Source organism: Pseudoalteromonas sp. Of7M-16, from assembly GCF_022347805.1.
Taxonomy (GTDB): Bacteria; Pseudomonadota; Gammaproteobacteria; order Enterobacterales; family Alteromonadaceae; genus Pseudoalteromonas; species Pseudoalteromonas luteoviolacea_F.
This window is the reverse complement of the sequence record NZ_JAKRFY010000002.1, coordinates 282,651-298,417: the sequence shown is the minus strand read 5'-3', so window position 1 is coordinate 298,417 and position 15,767 is coordinate 282,651. Positions and strand designations below refer to the sequence as shown.

Sequence of the window (15,767 nt, the reverse complement as noted above, 5' to 3'; positions counted from 1 at the left end):
ACTTAAGGACAAACCATGAATGACATTACCCCAGAAACCGCTATTGATGCGGTATCTCAATCAGAAAACCAGTTTTTAAACGGTCGTGAAAGCGAAGCCAAGGCAATGGAACAGAGCCTTGCACAAACCGATTTGGAAAACGATTTTGTACCGCCAGAACAAGCCGAACCGCAAAGCGCGGAGTTTAGCGAGCAGCCCGAGACCAATAATATGAGTCCCGAAATGGTTGCGGGTGTTGCGCACATGGCGCTAGGTACTTATGAGGCCATGATGCAAAGTATGGTGGGTAAAGCATTTAAGTTACCCGATGATATGAAAGCCGAAGCCGTTGAGAAGTATGCCCCAATTATTGCTAAGTATGGCCCTACTGCAATTGGCACGTTCGGTCAGTACAAAGATGAAGTTATGGCGGGTTTATTTACTGTGGCGTTAGTACGCGAGTCATTTAGTCAGGTAAGGCAAATCAAGGCGGAATCGGCCACAAGAGAAGATAAAATCGACCCACAAACTAAGACTGATGAAGTATCGGAGAAGGCTGCATGAATCCGATAAACCCAAACGAAGCATTAAGCGCGCTGCATTGTTTGTATGCAGGCACTACTGGTGCGGGTAAATCTACCGCGGTTAAGCAAATGGGGCGATTAAAACCGACTGACCAAGTGCTGATTTTTGACCGTTATGGCGAACATAGGGGGAAAAAGTTTCTAGACCGTGAAGTACGCACCTATACAAATCTAAAAGATTTCTTCAATGCAGCCAAAGCGGGAAGACAAACTAATCGCGGTTTTAAAATTGCCTTTACTCCAGCCAAAGACCAAACCACCACCGCAGCACGAAGAAAGGTGTTTTTAGAGTTCTTGCGAGCATGTTGGGCGTTGGGAGACGGAAAACACAAAAAACTATTACATATCTATCTTGAAGAAATTAACCGCGTGACGGTTACGTCCGGCAATGAAGACTCTGTGTATGGCGAGCTATTAGAGGTTGGCCGTAAGTTTGGTTTTGTTGTGCATAGTGTGAGCCAGCGATTACAGCCTATTCCAAATACAGTCATATCAATGTCACCGTACAAATGGATTGGGATGCAAGAAGCAATGGGGGATGTAAAGCGAGTATCGAGCGAACTAGGTGTATCAGACCAAAAAATCATAGATTTAAAGCCGCTGGAATATTACTTCAAGTCGCCAGGATTTGGCAACGTTAAGAAAGGGAAATTGAAGTTTAAAAAAGCCGCTTAAGCGGCTTTATCTATAGCTTGCAGCAGATTTGTCAATCGTATCATCATTAACTTCCACACCAACTGATTCTAGAAACATTTTCAAGTCTGTTGAGTCTTTATCGATAGGACATTTAGGCCCTAAAATAATTCTTTTGACTACACTTGGATCAAATTTGAGATTGCTGAATGAAGTAATAGCCCCATTGGACAATTTAAATTCTACACTTGGGCTTTGTTGATTATCTTTCTCTTCACGTAAATTAGTGCTCAAATTATTTTTACTAAACTTTCTAACTACACGAATTTCTTCTTCTTCTTTAAATGCCTCAGTTTTCATCTTTGGAATGACTTTTAAAATATCACTTTCAAATGTACGATGCGAAGTTTGAGGGGAAGCAGTCGTAAGACTATTTTGCCATTTGAACAAATCTATCAAAAAGCTGTCCGATATCTCTTTGAAAACTTTTGACTTTTCTTCAAGCGTATATGCGCATTCATGTATATCTATACTATTCGACAATGGATTCGAGTTGTTCTCTTTTATGTAGTTCCAAAGTTCATGCTTATCAAACCCAATAGCAATGCCACGAGCATCATCGCTATAGCTTCGCCACTGGCTTAGGCTGTCACCTTGTTTTGAAAAGCTAGCGATATGATATAGATGCTCTTTTTCGTCAGCCTCTACAATGGGCGGTATCTGGTAGCTAAAAAACCGTTTGTCTGTCTCTCTTATATGCCCTTCACCTTTGGATCTAGAGACAATCTCTGCTAGAGCTTCACTCAGTACTTTAAGCTCTTTCGAATCATTTAAAGCCTCTGGGCTAGACATTCGTATTTGTTGACTTGAAAGAATGAAATAAGCAGCTTCAGCAGAAGTGTAATGATAGATAATGTCTGAATTTTCCGTACTCATAAGAGTTAAATCCTGTTTTTTTTCACTAATTTAACCTAATAGGTTAGCACACCAAAATCCCCGTTGACGTTAACCGTAAACTTTTTCTAGTGTTGTTCCCACTGAAGCAGCAACGAACAGCAAAACACGAAAAATGAAATTAAACATACTGGTGGCTTTTGGCTCAGCGGTTGCCGCTTTTGTAATTACAAAAATCGCAAAAGGAACAAAGCATGTTTCGGACATGGAACGTCCGCCCTCAGCGGATGGAAAAAACGAAAACTCGGATAACACCGAAAAGGGCTAAAAAATTGAAGCGCAGAGCGGAAAATAAACGCAAGCGTAGTAATTGGTCAATATGGGGCGATGCACGTCGCCAAAAGCAAACATTGTATTAATTAGGGACAATTCAATGAGTAAAGATATGAAAGGACATCTGATGACAGCTGGTATCGCAGCGGTTGTAGCAGCTGTAGTGGTATGGGCGTCAAACAACTTTGACCCAATAGAAGATATTATTGGTTAGGTGAATTTATGGCAAAAAATGATATTTCAAAAGTAAAACTAGCCGCTTTTGCTGGTAATAACTATGGTGAAGAATGGACATGTAAGCTGCAAGCTGGTTGGACATACCATGATATTCAGTTGGTCACAAATTTAAAGTCTGAAACTGCAATTGAGCATATCAAAATCGACATTGGCGGACGTGAGCAAATTAAAATCACAGGTAAACGCCTACGCTTATTGAATGCCTTGTATCAAGACAAAGTGCAGCAGGGACGTTTTGTTCTGTGCTTGAGTAATTTCAGGTATCGAGCCCCCGCGGGTATTTTCAAAACACAATTAGCAACGTCTGAACTTGAAGATGTAACACTGTCTGTTCAGTTTGGTCAGCGCGGCACAGGCGACCCTGAAAAGCCACAAATGCGCGGCGTTGCGTATGTGTCTGATACTGACAATATGGGTAAAATATTTTCACCAATCAAAAAAGAATATGTGCAAATCACTGCGGCAGAAGGCGAGCATGTTTGGCCGATGCCAAACCCTAAAATAAATGAGTTTGCTCAGCGTTTGATATTTGACGAAAACGAAGTGCAAATAAAGAAAATTCTTGTCAAGCGTGGCGGTGCTCAAGTGCATGAATACTCGAGAGAGGATTTAGATTTTGATTTGAGTGAATACTCAGATATTTCGTTACAAGAAGGGCATTGCCTGCTTGATTTTACGATGTTTAAGTTTGGTAGTAATGGAGCATTAACTACCGCTGGTCTTGAGTTCACTTTTGAAGTGACAGGAAAGGGTTCAATAAAAACATACTTTGAAGGATATAGCCAGAATGTTATCCCTCAACCAAGAGCTGCATAGGAGAGCCTATCTATGTGGCAATCAATAATTGATGGAACGATGGAGTCACTTGATGATTTCGGTACATCTATTAAAAATGGCTGGGCTCAAATCCAAAACGAAAGGGCGCGGCAGCCAGAGGTGAAAAAGGCACAAGAGCCGATAAAAGCCCCGCGACCAGACGGCTCAACAAAAGTGTTTCAACCAACTGTACAGCCGCCTTTTGTTTTTGATCGAAACACCATGCTAATTGGTGGAGCGTTGCTGCTCGGTGCGATCATGATGTTAAGGAGTTAGCATGCCGTTATTGTTATGGCCTGCAATAGCAGGGATTGGTGGCCTATTTGTTGGTGCATCATTGGGAGGGTTTATGCGCTCAATTGTTAAGTTATCAGTCGTCGCAGCGGCGGTATATAGCGCGTATTTGATGTGGGGTAAGTAAATGCTCCCTATGCCACAGAATTTTACAAATAACGGTCAAATGCCTATCAATGGCGGTCATGCTAAATCAGGTAATGGCGATAGCACATATAACAATAATACTAGGTTTGGCGGCACGGTATACAACAAAGGCATGCCGCAATGGGTGTTATATGTGGGGTTAGCGTTAGCGGCATACTGGGTTTTATCTGGTGGAAAGAGTTGATTTAACGCCAGATGTGTTGAAGGTTCTGCGCCCCGCACTCTATGGAGCGCGAGGGACAATAAAGCGCGAGATACGACACGGAATCAGCCAGCTTTATCAGCACAAGGAGCTTTTCATAGTGCTACGCAAGGAAGGAAAAGAGCTGGTTGTTGTCGCCGCCGCGGGGCGCAATTTGGGCGATGCAGTACACCCAATAATTGAACACGCATATGCAAACGGCTGTAAATCGATACGTTGGCATACACGTAACCCTAATCACATCCGCCATGGAATGGCGAATATTGACGCCAAGCTGGTAACGAAAAAGAGAGGGATTTTCCACGATGAATATGTATTTAGGTTGGAGCTTTAGCGATGGGAGGTAAGTCTAGAAGCAGCCAAAACACAAGCACAAATCAAACATCATACAGCCAAGTAAACGATGGACAGTTTGCAGGTGCGAGCAATGTCGATGCATCACGCACTGATATTGACTATGAAGTTGATAATTCAGTACGCAACGACATAGATAATTCAGTACGTAACGATTATGACTACGACTATGAATATGATTATGAGCTTAACCAAGACATAGATAATTCAGTACGCAATGACATAGATAATTCAGTGCGTAATGATTATGAGCTTAACCAAGACATAGATAATTCAGTACGTAACGACATAGATAACAGTATTGAAAATGATGGCGAATATGCTGGGAATAGTGGCGTAATTAATATCCTAGATGGCGGTGCAATTGACGCGTCTCGAGAGATTTCGCTGCATGCAATCGAGTCTAGCGAACATGCGTTATCGCAAATGAATGACGTGACAAACAATGCGTTAAACTTTGGTGAGCATGCCATTGATGAAGTGGGTGACATTGCGCGATATTTATCGAATGAATACGTTGGGGGATTGGCGACAGCAAACGCTGTGAATGCGTCAGAAATGGCTGACGTGTCAAATCATAGTGTTGACGCAATGGAAAGCTTGAGTAAAGCGATTGCGCTAGGTAATCACGCGATGGTCTCTGACATTTCGGGCGACTTGCGAGATATACACGCAGATAACACAGGGTTACTAAATTCTCTTTCAGAAACACTTTCTGATAATCAATTTAACTCACTGTCTGCGGTGTCTCTGTTATCTAACAATGTGCTCGGCAATCAAAACGAGATGCTGACAGCTGTAACTGAAAATTTAGGTAATTCACATGTCCAGAACTTAGCCAAGTTATCAGATGTTCAGACTGATGTAACTGAGTTTCTAGCAAATGCTACTGAGTCGAATATCACAGCGAATGACGCAGCACTAGAACGTGTCGCAGCGTTAGCAAAATCGACAAGCCTTCAGGGACAGGATTTAGTCGCAAAATCTGCCAGTGATATGGTCAGGTATATTTCAATTGCTGTTGGTGTTGGCGTAGCTGTCGTAATGGTGGCAATGATTGCGACAAAGGGGAGTGGTAAATGAAGTTAACAATTCAACCTTTCGATAGCTTTCCGCTTCTAGTGACAAAGCGTTGGCTGAATATCATTAACGCATCACACCCCTTTAGGATTTCATTTGAAAATCATAGCGGGATTGTGGGTGCGGCTAGCCGTCAATATGACTTGGGTGAAATTAGCAGTATACAAATAAATAACGAGAGTGATACTGAACTTGTTATTGAATATGACATTGCGAATATCAATATCACGTCTGCCGCAGATGGCAATGTCAAAGTTGTAAACAGTATTCAAGTAGACAGCATTAGAGAAGAAGTGAAGGTGCTTTCGCGTTCTGAGGTCGGCTTAGGACTAAATTCGCTTGATGATACTGATTTATCACCGCAAGAGTCGAAAATGGTCGCAAGCGCTAACATAAACCGCAAAGAGCTTATTCTGCAAAATACGAGCGTGAACCCAGTAGATATTCGCGTTGGTGGGGCTAATGTGGGTCAACGAAATGGCGGTTTAATCAAAGCTGGCGGTTCGTTTGTGTTAAGCAATGGTGCAGCGGTTTATGCGTTTAACTCAGACCAAAGCCATAAAGCAAAACTGAGTGTTATAGAGGTATTGCAATGAGCTATATCAGCAATCCTCAAAATAGCGCCAGTTTACTTGCTGAGATACTCACAAAGATTGACCCATCACAGCATGATGCTGTGACGCTAATGAATGAGCTTTACAGTTCATTCACAGGTGTCAGTAAAGCATTGGGTGATGTGTTAAGCCGTGAGTTAACAGACTATAACAACCATCGCGCCCAAGTTGACAATGTGGCAGCACTGACGGCTATCTCGATTAAACACGGTGTTGAAATTAACGATCTAATAAATGCTGTCTCGGGTAGCACAAATATTGCTATTCAAAACGGCCACGACTTAAACACAGCGCTCACTGCACTGGTTGAAAGTCTGAATCTAAACATCAGCAACGGCTTTACCGCAAATAATGCGCTGGGCCTTGCTATAGAAAACGTCATTGCTGATGTTCAGCAAGGCAAACACTTACTTTAGTTAATCAAGGAAATGATATGACTGAATTAGAAAATATCGGCAAATTAGCAGCGACTGCTAGTGAATTAATAAGTGCGATTCGCGGCGGTGAAATTGCAAACATGAAAGCTGAGCATACACAAACACTTGAAGGTTTTGTGACAGCTTACAACGCTAAAATTGACGAGTTCGTGCAGCAAAAAGGTGAAGTGTTAAATCAGTTCAACACAGACAAAGCGCAAGCGTTCGCTGAGGCGGATAGTGAACTACAACAACGACGTGTTGCAGTTGACGCAGTGTTAAACGATTTGTACTCATCTCACAGCCACGTGAGAAAGAGTTACTATGATAGGCAACTTCACAGTAAAGAAAGTATGGTTTTGGTTCAAGACCCTGCGAACTCTCACATGTCTAAGTGGCAACCAGTTCCCGTATCCTCTGAATACGAAATTGCACGTTTTCAAACACCAAGTTACGGCGCGTTGACTATGCTGCATCTTATTCGGGCTCGAACACTTGGTGTTGCTGCTGATGGTTCTTCAAATCATACAAAGTTGCAGTTTGTTATCGCCTCGAATGATGCTACGTCAGAGCAAATCAACGAAAAGCTAGCAGCTGATGGCGTGGTGTTAAGAACGATTGGTGCTGATTTGGTTACGCCAAGCGTTGAACAAATCGAAGCGCTGCATATTGCTGGGGGCCATCCATACGCAATGTTATTTGTTCGATTTGTGAATGTACCATACAACGGCGCGAGTCTAGCGGATATTTCCAAAGGTGCGTCTGTATCATTCGTTATAGACCAAGTTGTTAATTATCCAAACATCAACATCAAATAAAGGGAATATCATGATCGAGTTTGAAGGAAAGAAAATTTTATTAGATGGTCATGCGCGTGGAGCACTTATGAGCTTAGGTGCAAGCGAGCTAGAAGCTGACGAACTGATTAAAAGCGCAGTGAAAATTGAAGAAACTAAAGTAGTCATTGAGCAGCGTCAGCAAGCATACAATCGCGAAGCTGATCCACTCTTTATTGAGTATCAGTTCGACCAGACGGCTGAGGCTGAGCAGGCTTGGCGTGAGAAGGTCTTAGAAATCAAAGCGCGCTATCCAAAGCCGTGAACGCTAAGTATGTCGCGGCAGGAGTTGCCGCGATTCTAACAATAGGGATATTAACTATGTCTAGTCGAAAAAATCGCAACGTGCGAAACAATAACCCGCTAAATATCAGAGCAAACAAAATAAAATGGAATGGTGCAGTGGGCGATGATGGCGAGTTTGTGAAATTTGAATCGCCAGAACTGGGTTTTAGAGCAGCATACAAAACGCTGATGACATACCGTAACAAACACGGGCTAGATACAATTGACGGTATCATTTCGCGCTGGGCACCTGACAATGAAAACCATACTGACGGTTATATTACGTATGTCCGCGAAAAAATGGGTATTCGCTCTGATGTTTTTATGCCATTAGAACGTTATCCAGAATTGATTTTCTGGATGGCTGAAATGGAAGGCGCAAAAGGTGCATTCACAATTGAGCAAATAGAGCGCGGGATTGCGTTAGCATGAATCCAACCGTGAAAAAAATTGGTGTCACGGTCATTGCAGGTTTGCTTGTCACTGTATTGGCTGCGCAATTGAAAAAACACACTAATCTAATATAGGGAAATTGAATGTCTAAAAAAATTAAATCGCTTTGCGAAACGCGTAAATTTAGTTGTTTTGCGGGCTTTGTCGGTGGGGTATTGTCTACTGCTAATCCAGAGGCTGCGGCAATATTAAAATCGTTGGTTCCGCTATTTATTTAGCATACGTGGAAGAGGCAAAAGGGAGCATAACGCTCCCTTTTTTGTTTTTCTAAAAAATGATAGCAAAAAATGCGTTTTTCCCAGGACTAAATAGCACTAAATGCAATCAATATTTGTCCTGGAAATATCGAGCTGAACTATAAAATGATTGCATTTTTATGTTTTTGGGTTAGTGTAGAACTGTTTTTGATTGAAATGGAGATTTTGAGATGGCTATTACATATAGACCTAGCAGTGACATAGCAAAAGAAATTGAGCGTTTGAAAAGTTCTCTAAACATAAATACTTCGACAAAATTAATCGATCATCTAGTAGCACAATATCAAACGCAGCAAGATGAAATAAAAAAGCTAAAAGCTGAGAACTACAAAAAGTCTGATGAATTATACGATTGTAAAGATAAGGTTAGTGTGTTTGTCGATGCATTTAATGAGTTGTCAGCGTTAACAAAATAGTTTTTTTGCAGCTGGGGCTAATCTGGGGCTAAAAGCAGTCTCAATATAACCAAATATAACCCCGCATATTTTTCCGCAGTGCAGTTATAGCGGGGTATTTTTGGTTATTTAGTTTTTTATGTTGGGTTCGACTCCCTCTCTCTCCGCCATTCCTTCTTTATATTTCTCAAATTCCGATAGTTCCTTTACTCAAATTATTAATCTTTGCTCTGCATTACGATTTCCATTTAGAATTTCACAAGATGTTCAGGTCAAAAAATCTACCATTTGGCGACAATCATTTATTATTAAACTTATAGTTAGGATAGAATATCAGCTGTTCGCATTAGTTCTAGATCCAAGGTAGGTAGAGTGTATGCAAAATGAGGACTGTTTTTCTGTTACGTATTTAGCGCCGATAAAGCACATTGCCTCTGGTGGAATGAGCGATGTTTTTCTCGCTAATGATACACGCCTTAACAGGCAAGTAGCAGTAAAGCGTGTTACGCTGACTGACCGGCACGATGATCACAAAATACGGGAACAGGCTCTGTATGAAGCGCGTCTAATGGCGAAAGCGAACCACCCCAATATTGTTCAGCTGTATGACATTGTAGAAGTCGATTCTCAGCTTCTTCTTGTGCTTGAATATGTGTCAGGGCAAACCTTAGCGAAATATGTGAAGCAAAAATTTCTTACTTTAACTGAGAAGTTAGCAATTTTGGAAAAAGTAGCCCATGGGTTGCAGTACATTCATCAATTATCGCTGGTCCACTGCGATGTAAAAGCCAGCAATATTCTTATCTCTGATACCGGAGAGGTCAAGCTTTCCGATTTTGGTATTGCCAACTCACTTCATAGCAACGTAGCTGGGCAGCTTCAATCGAACAGCTTTGGCAGCATCCGAGCAATGTCGCCAGAACAACTGGAAGGCAGATCCCTTGGCTATGCGACAGATATATTCTCTTTTGGAGTACTGTGTTTTGAGTTGTTGTTTGGCTGTCACCCATTTAGTAGCGCTGAGGGAGAGGAGCTTGCAAGCAAGATTAAACGAGGTGCATTGATTGAACCAGAGAGCTTGACTCCCTCAATACCAACGGAATTAACTACTCTATTGCGTCAGATGCTCGATAAGTCAGAGGATGCCCGTCCTTCGAGCAAAGAAATTATCAATGTATTGAGCAGAACACTAGCATTGCTAGAAGCGGGCGACGCTGACGATACGGCTTCCTTGCCTTACGTAAGTGAAACTAGCAGACAGCTTGGTCCGTTAGATCAGCTAAAGCGCTTCGCTATTGGGTTTATCTTGACCTTGTGTTTTGTTGTTGGTGGGTATTTCAGTTGGTTGTTTTTAAAACCAGAAACCCGAGTTCAGTACACCTTAGTACTTGAGCCACAAATCACTGTCGCAGGTAATGGCAGCAAAGAAAATACAGGCCTACTATTGGCGACGATTGATAGTGCAGTTCGGCAAGTGGTTTTAAACTCTGTAAATGCTGAGTTGGTAAATCATAGGGCTTACGGTGATATATCAGATGTCGCAAGTTTGGTTAAAGCGGCTGGGGCGACAACGGTCCTTCTACCTGAAGTTCGATGTGAAGTTGCACAATGTAATGTGCGACTGTCTTTGTTAAGTGCCGATAGTCAAATCGTTGAAGGAGAATTAAACACAAATGTAAAAAGAGATGCTTACTTGGCAATGAGCTCTATTTACTCGTCATTTGCGGCAAAATTACTTGGACAACCCAATGTAAGAGAGCGACAAAGCATAGCGGCAACGGAGTTTACGTTTTTTGAGCAGTACTTGCACGTATACCATGATGTGAACTTTAACGGGGATCTCTCTTTGCAAAGTTTACAGCGAACACTCGATTTAATCGCGCTAGACCCACATTATTTACCTTTGTACAACTTGGCAAGAAATTTATTGATAGAGCGTTATAAAGTGGATAGGGATCCTGTGTTTCTTGAACAGTTGCAGAGGTTACTTGAGGGCGCTCCTGGAAATTATAAGTCTTCCAAGCCTTATTTGGTGGATATGCTTGTGCTCGCCATCGAAAGTCAACAAAAAGAAGCAGTGGATGCGTTATTTGAACGGCTTTCTTTTTATGGAGAAACAGCGTTAAGTTACCAGCTACGAGGCTATTATTTATATTCTCAGCATCAAATAGAAGATGCGATAGAGATGTATTTGAATTCAATTTTACTTATGCCTGACGCTCGCAATAAGTACAATTTGGCAGTTATGTATTTAAGTAATGGACAAGTAGAGGAGTCGAAAGCACTACTTTTACAGGTTTCCCAATCATTCAAAGGTTTCACACGTGCAGGTCGCTTAAGTGCAGACATTAGTATGTTGGAAGGGAGCTGGCAAGCAGCAGTTTCGGGGTATCTTTCTGTGGTGGATAAAAGCAATAGCTCAGAGGACTATAATAATTTATCGTTAGCGTATTTATATTCTAAGGATATTGAGAAGGCATTGCTGGCTGCCAAAAAAGCGCTTGAACTAAGTCCAGAAAACCTTGTTATGCGACTAAACTATGCAGACTTGTTATTATTGAGCCAAAACGATATAGGTGCAGCCAAAGAGTATGAAAAGATCACAAATGCTCATCGCGAAAACATGTCTTTAAATGAGCTGATCGCGGTTGGTCAAGCCCATGCGCATCTCAAGCGTTACAAAGAGGCTTTGCAATATCTATACAAAGTCATTAAGTTAACATCCGATAAGGTAGACTATGCATATGGGGCAACTATCATTTTTACATTTGCTGGTGAACTACAGTCTGCATTACTTCACTATCAAGAGACAATAAAAGGCGGGTATTCACCCAAGTGGTTCAATTTGCCTTGGTTCAAGCCACTGTGTAAATACCCCGAATTTAATGATTCTCATAGGGCATTATGCTCAGTTGGGTGGAATTGGGCGACTAATGATGAGCACGGGATCAATAGTTAAGGTGGTTTTCTCTTTGTCCGTGTATAAATTGGAGCTTGATACCTTGGCTCTACTTTTTAATTGAACACCAAATTTTAGTTCCGCATATTTTTCACCAAATACGTCGTTCTGTAGGGTTAACTCTAATATAAGCACACTATTGGCAATACCTTTTCTATTGGAAGTAATCTGTTGTTCAATTGAACTTATACTTTCTTTGAGTTCTTCATTAATTCCGACAATACAGTATTCACTGGCTGTTTTTTCATCTAATTCATAACAGAACTTTCCCGAGGTGGTCTTACCTAGTTCTGCTTTAAAAGGCTCTTTTGCGTAATTGGTTATGTCTTTTGGTTTTAGATCGGGGGAAATGAATATAATATTTGCTCGGTTTGTTTCTAACTTTGTTTGGTCGTAAGAGGCCTCGAATTCAAATGTTGAACCTTGATGGGAACTTTCATTAATTTGGGCGAGCTTTTCATCGGTTAGTATATCATTCACTTTTTGTCTCCTTGGTGCTGTTTTGATGTCAAAATATAGTTAGGTGTTAACTCATCCTTTTTTGTTTTACTCAGCATAGAAGAAGACAATATTACACGCAATTACACGGGGCTTTGTCCGTTAAAGGTTATGTGTATAGGGTTTTTGTCAGGCGCTGCTATACTTTTGATATATTGATTAGCTTTTTTCAACAATGAAAAGACAACATATTCCAACAGAACAAATAGGCTCTATCCCTCGAACAGCAGAGTTGATTGAGGCATATCAGCAATACCGCGACAATAAAATTGATTACGATACGTTAAATCAATTGGCAGAAGAGCACACCAAACAGGTGCTCAACGACTTAGCAGATCTTGGTTGTAGTGTCGTGAGTGATGGTGAGCAGCGTAAGTTCGATGGTTTTGCGCACTATTGTTTGCATAATTCGCCGAGATTTGGTTCGGAAGGTTTGATTGTCGATTTTTCCGATGGTCATCGGCGAGTATTCGCTCCCCATCTTAAAAAAGCACCGTTTAAATATGAAAATACGGCTGACGAATACTTAGCATTTGCTTTGAAACATACCAATTTGCCTGTTAAACAAGCTGTTATCTCTCCGTCTATGTTGAGTCTAGTGTATCCAGCAAAGGGAATAGAAGGATATTGCCACCAACAGTTTATTGAAGATCTCGTAGCAGAGCATGTCGCGGAAGTCAGACGGTGTTTGACGTTAGGTGCCCATAAAGTACAAATTGATTTTACGGAAGCTAGGTTGTCCTTAAAGCTAGATCCGTCTGGTGGCATGTTGAGCGCATTTGTCGAACTGATCAATCGTTGCTTGAGCGCGTTTAGTGCACAAGAGAGACAAAGGATTGGCGTGCATACCTGTCCTGGTGCAGATATTGATGCGACGCACAGTGCAGAAATCGACTACAAATACTTGTTGCCGACATTATTTAAAATAAACGCTGGTAATTTTTACGTAGCACTCAAAGGCGAGCGTGAACCTCGAAAAGTACTCAGGTTAATTGGCCAGATCATCTCGCCCGATCAGCGTGTCTTTATTGGTGTGACAAACCCGATTGATCCCATAATTGAAAAGCCTGAAGAGGTGTGTGAATTGATTATAGCTGCCACCGAGTTTATCCCTATCGAACAACTTGGTACGACTGACGACTGTGGCTTTTCGCCATTTGCGGACGATATATCTACAGGAAGAGAGATTGCCTATCAAAAGATACGCGCGCGCCTAGAAGGAACAAAAATGGCTGAACAACAGCTATTTGCAAAGCCATGTAAGTAGACTTGGCTATAGCCTTATGAACACATTGGATCTACATGAGAGAATTGAGCAACTAGAGCAGGAGTTGCTCGCGCTGGAGATGGAGAACCATGAGTTGACCCAAAAGGTGCTCAAAGCGCAATTTGAAGATCATAAGCTTCGCGAAATTCAAAAGCTGGCGAAGGTTGGCACCTGGAGCCTGAATCACTTGAGTTACAATTTGTCCATATCAAGTGAGCTCAGTATGATTCTATTTGGAGAAGAGCTGGCACCACATAGCCTTTCATGGGATTATTTTTTGCAGTTGATTGGGGGTTTAGCAGAGCAAAATGTCGGCACGACCATAATGCAAGAAGTGATAATAGGTGGCCAACAAAAAACATTTGAGCACAAGATGATCAAACCGGATGGCGAGATTCTGTATGTAAAACATTGCTGCGAAACATTTTATAATTCGATTGGTCAACCCTTAAACTCAGTTGGCCTAATGCAAGATATCACCTTAGAAAAAGTCAATGAAATAAGATTGGAGCAACTCTCTATTACCGATGAACTAACTGGCTTAAATAATCGGCGCAAAACCAATGAAGTACTGGTGGCTCAGCATGATCTTGTGCAAAGGTACGACAGTGACTGTACAGCGATTTTGTTTGATTTGGATTTGTTCAAGCAGTTTAATGACTTATTCGGGCACCAGACAGGGGATGAGGTGTTGAAAACTGTAGCGCAGAAAATCAAAGATAATTTGCGCAGTGCAGATATATGTGGTCGTTGGGGCGGAGAAGAGTTTTTAGTGATCTGTCAGAATACATCGCTGGGTGATGCAGCTATGGTGGCTGAAAAGCTACGTTGTGTCCTCGCTGCAATTAATTTGTCCTGCAAGATGCCTGTCACAGCTAGTTTTGGTGTTGCTCAGTTCGCAAAAGGGGAATCACTTCAAGCGTTTTTAAAGCGCTTAGACCAAATCCTCTACACGTCTAAAAAAGCTGGCCGGAATCAAGTGAACACTGCTGTATATCAAGCTTGAGCTATTTTCTAGCAAAACCCCGTTATTACGGTAATTGGCATTGATGAAGCAAGCTTTCTGATCGATACTTAGTTTTATTGAAGTACTGCACTGCAAAGCAAGTGTGAGTATCTATTTTATGTAACTGAAAACATAGAGCAGGCAAGTGATGCAAGAAGAACTATTAAATTCGGTTATAAAGATAACAAAAACGCGGGATATAGACTCACTTGAGTATAGTTTATTATCTACAATTCAAGAGTTTATTAATTGTCAGCGTATTTCTGTATTTAAGATTATTCAAGGGCAAGGCCCGTGTACGGTTGAGCGCAGTCTGACATTGAAGGTCCATGATGTTGGAGAGTATGAGTGGTTAGACAGGGTTATCATTGATGACCCTCATGCGGAGTTGAGTTCCTGTTTGCAATCAGCGTGTAGTATAACAATGCAGGATGCGGCAGGCACTGAGCGGCGTTGGTTACCCATTGTAATACATGAGAAAACCGCGGGTGCAATTGAAGTACAGTGCGAAGGGCTTGATAGTGCACAACAGGTGATGCTGAACGCATTTGTACGTATTTACGAGAATTACCTTACTATATTGCGTGAAAATGAGCGTGATAAACTCACCGGGTTACTTAATCGTCAAACGTTTGATAAGAAGTTAAAGCAATTACTTGAAAAGCAAATGTTGGAACAAAACCGAGCAATTCGAGACGGCTCTGACTTGCGGTCTTTACACCGAGGGGCTACATCATGGTTAGCTATGGTAGATATTGATCACTTTAAGAGTGTCAATGATACCTATGGGCATGTATGCGGCGACGAAGTATTGTTGATCTTATCACAGCGCATGCAGGAGTTTTTCCGTTCAACTGATCTGTTGTTTCGTTTCGGTGGTGAAGAATTTGTCATTGTATTTGAACCAACCGATTATGAGTCAATAAAACAAAGAATGGAGCAGTTTTTAAATTTAGTAAGAAAGACTTCTTTCCCGTTTATTAAAAAGTTGACGGTAAGTGTCGGTTTGGCACGTATTAGTCCTTATGACTTTCCAATCACGGTGTTAGAAAATGCAGATAAAGCCTTGTACTATGCAAAAGAGCATGGGCGAGATCAAGTCGGTTTTTATGAAGATTTAATATCCCGCAAGCAAATTACTCAACATATTGAAAGCAGTGACATAGATTTATTTTAGTAGATGCAGCGAATGTAATCGATTTTAGGTTACTCGCTGCACAACTGCGTT

General features: G+C 41.5%; 21 protein-coding genes. 19 read left to right on the top strand and 2 right to left on the bottom strand.

What is annotated here, in order from left to right:
- Positions 1–15: 15 nt before the first annotated feature.
- Complete coding sequence (locus MHN81_RS03260; RefSeq protein WP_239425030.1) at positions 16–543, top strand: hypothetical protein; 528 nt, start codon at positions 16–18, stop codon at positions 541–543.
- Positions 540–1,238 (top strand): hypothetical protein, encoded by a 699-nt coding sequence (locus MHN81_RS03255; protein ID WP_239425029.1) that lies wholly within the window; start codon positions 540–542, stop codon positions 1,236–1,238. Before MHN81_RS03260 ends, MHN81_RS03255 begins: the two co-directional genes overlap by 4 nt.
- A gap of 6 nt (positions 1,239–1,244) precedes the next feature.
- Here the strand turns inward: MHN81_RS03255 and MHN81_RS03250 are convergent, their stop codons facing one another.
- Complete coding sequence (locus tag MHN81_RS03250) at positions 1,245–2,132, bottom strand: DUF2971 domain-containing protein (RefSeq protein ID WP_239425028.1); 888 nt, start codon at positions 2,130–2,132, stop codon at positions 1,245–1,247.
- A gap of 513 nt (positions 2,133–2,645) precedes the next feature.
- On the opposite strand from MHN81_RS03250, the gene MHN81_RS03245 reads away from it, so the two are divergent.
- The 14 genes from MHN81_RS03245 to MHN81_RS03185 all read left to right on the top strand — a co-directional run bounded on the left by MHN81_RS03245 (position 2,646) and on the right by MHN81_RS03185 (position 11,768).
- A complete protein-coding gene (locus MHN81_RS03245; RefSeq protein ID WP_239425027.1) occupies positions 2,646–3,476 on the top strand; it encodes a major capsid protein P2 in 831 nt (276 codons plus the stop codon).
- A gap of 12 nt (positions 3,477–3,488) precedes the next feature.
- Complete coding sequence (locus MHN81_RS03240) at positions 3,489–3,752, top strand: hypothetical protein (RefSeq protein ID WP_239425026.1); 264 nt, start codon at positions 3,489–3,491, stop codon at positions 3,750–3,752.
- Between the two features lies 1 nt (position 3,753).
- A complete protein-coding gene (locus tag MHN81_RS03235) occupies positions 3,754–3,897 on the top strand; it encodes a hypothetical protein (protein WP_239425025.1) in 144 nt (47 codons plus the stop codon).
- A gap of 9 nt (positions 3,898–3,906) precedes the next feature.
- Positions 3,907–4,101: a hypothetical protein gene (locus MHN81_RS03230; RefSeq protein ID WP_239425024.1), complete on the top strand. Its 195-nt coding sequence runs from the start codon at positions 3,907–3,909 to the stop codon at positions 4,099–4,101.
- Between the two features lie 118 nt (positions 4,102–4,219).
- A complete protein-coding gene (locus tag MHN81_RS03225) occupies positions 4,220–4,453 on the top strand; it encodes a hypothetical protein (protein WP_239425023.1) in 234 nt (77 codons plus the stop codon).
- 2 nt (positions 4,454–4,455) lie between these two features.
- Complete coding sequence (locus tag MHN81_RS03220; protein WP_239425022.1) at positions 4,456–5,556, top strand: hypothetical protein; 1,101 nt, start codon at positions 4,456–4,458, stop codon at positions 5,554–5,556.
- The gene (locus MHN81_RS03215) at positions 5,553–6,149 is read left to right on the top strand and encodes a hypothetical protein (RefSeq protein ID WP_239425021.1); all 597 of its coding nucleotides are present in this window, start codon (positions 5,553–5,555) and stop codon (positions 6,147–6,149) included. The genes MHN81_RS03220 and MHN81_RS03215 overlap by 4 nt, the downstream gene beginning before the upstream one ends.
- A complete protein-coding gene (locus tag MHN81_RS03210) occupies positions 6,146–6,583 on the top strand; it encodes a hypothetical protein (protein ID WP_239425020.1) in 438 nt (145 codons plus the stop codon). Before MHN81_RS03215 ends, MHN81_RS03210 begins: the two co-directional genes overlap by 4 nt.
- Positions 6,584–6,600: 17 nt before the next feature.
- Positions 6,601–7,401: a hypothetical protein gene (locus MHN81_RS03205; RefSeq protein WP_239425019.1), complete on the top strand. Its 801-nt coding sequence runs from the start codon at positions 6,601–6,603 to the stop codon at positions 7,399–7,401.
- Positions 7,402–7,411: 10 nt separating this feature from the next.
- Complete coding sequence (locus tag MHN81_RS03200; RefSeq protein ID WP_239425018.1) at positions 7,412–7,684, top strand: hypothetical protein; 273 nt, start codon at positions 7,412–7,414, stop codon at positions 7,682–7,684.
- A gap of 56 nt (positions 7,685–7,740) precedes the next feature.
- A complete protein-coding gene (locus tag MHN81_RS03195; RefSeq protein ID WP_239425017.1) occupies positions 7,741–8,136 on the top strand; it encodes a hypothetical protein in 396 nt (131 codons plus the stop codon).
- A 104-nt stretch (positions 8,137–8,240) separates the two neighbouring features.
- Positions 8,241–8,375, top strand: coding sequence for a hypothetical protein (locus MHN81_RS28035; protein WP_275446915.1), 135 nt, complete (start codon positions 8,241–8,243; stop codon positions 8,373–8,375).
- 209 nt (positions 8,376–8,584) lie between these two features.
- The gene (locus tag MHN81_RS03190) at positions 8,585–8,830 is read left to right on the top strand and encodes a hypothetical protein (RefSeq protein WP_239425016.1); all 246 of its coding nucleotides are present in this window, start codon (positions 8,585–8,587) and stop codon (positions 8,828–8,830) included.
- A 355-nt stretch (positions 8,831–9,185) separates the two neighbouring features.
- Complete coding sequence (locus tag MHN81_RS03185; protein WP_239425015.1) at positions 9,186–11,768, top strand: serine/threonine-protein kinase; 2,583 nt, start codon at positions 9,186–9,188, stop codon at positions 11,766–11,768.
- Here MHN81_RS03185 and MHN81_RS03180 read toward each other — a convergent pair.
- Positions 11,718–12,248, bottom strand: a complete 531-nt coding sequence (locus MHN81_RS03180; protein WP_239425014.1) for a hypothetical protein — start codon at positions 12,246–12,248, stop codon at positions 11,718–11,720. The genes MHN81_RS03185 and MHN81_RS03180 overlap by 51 nt on opposite strands.
- Before the next feature lie 193 nt (positions 12,249–12,441).
- Here MHN81_RS03180 and MHN81_RS03175 point away from each other — a divergent pair, with 193 nt between their 5' ends.
- The 3 genes from MHN81_RS03175 to MHN81_RS03165 all read left to right on the top strand — a co-directional run bounded on the left by MHN81_RS03175 (position 12,442) and on the right by MHN81_RS03165 (position 15,716).
- Positions 12,442–13,533 carry a methionine synthase II (cobalamin-independent) gene (locus MHN81_RS03175; protein ID WP_023402195.1) on the top strand — a complete coding sequence of 364 codons (1,092 nt, stop codon included), beginning with the start codon at positions 12,442–12,444 and terminating at the stop codon, positions 13,531–13,533.
- Between the two features lie 16 nt (positions 13,534–13,549).
- Entirely contained in the window at positions 13,550–14,539 is a 990-nt protein-coding gene (locus tag MHN81_RS03170) for a GGDEF domain-containing protein (RefSeq protein WP_239425013.1), read from the top strand.
- Positions 14,540–14,687: 148 nt separating this feature from the next.
- Positions 14,688–15,716, top strand: a complete 1,029-nt coding sequence (locus MHN81_RS03165; protein ID WP_023402193.1) for a GGDEF domain-containing protein — start codon at positions 14,688–14,690, stop codon at positions 15,714–15,716.
- Positions 15,717–15,767: the final 51 nt, after the last annotated feature.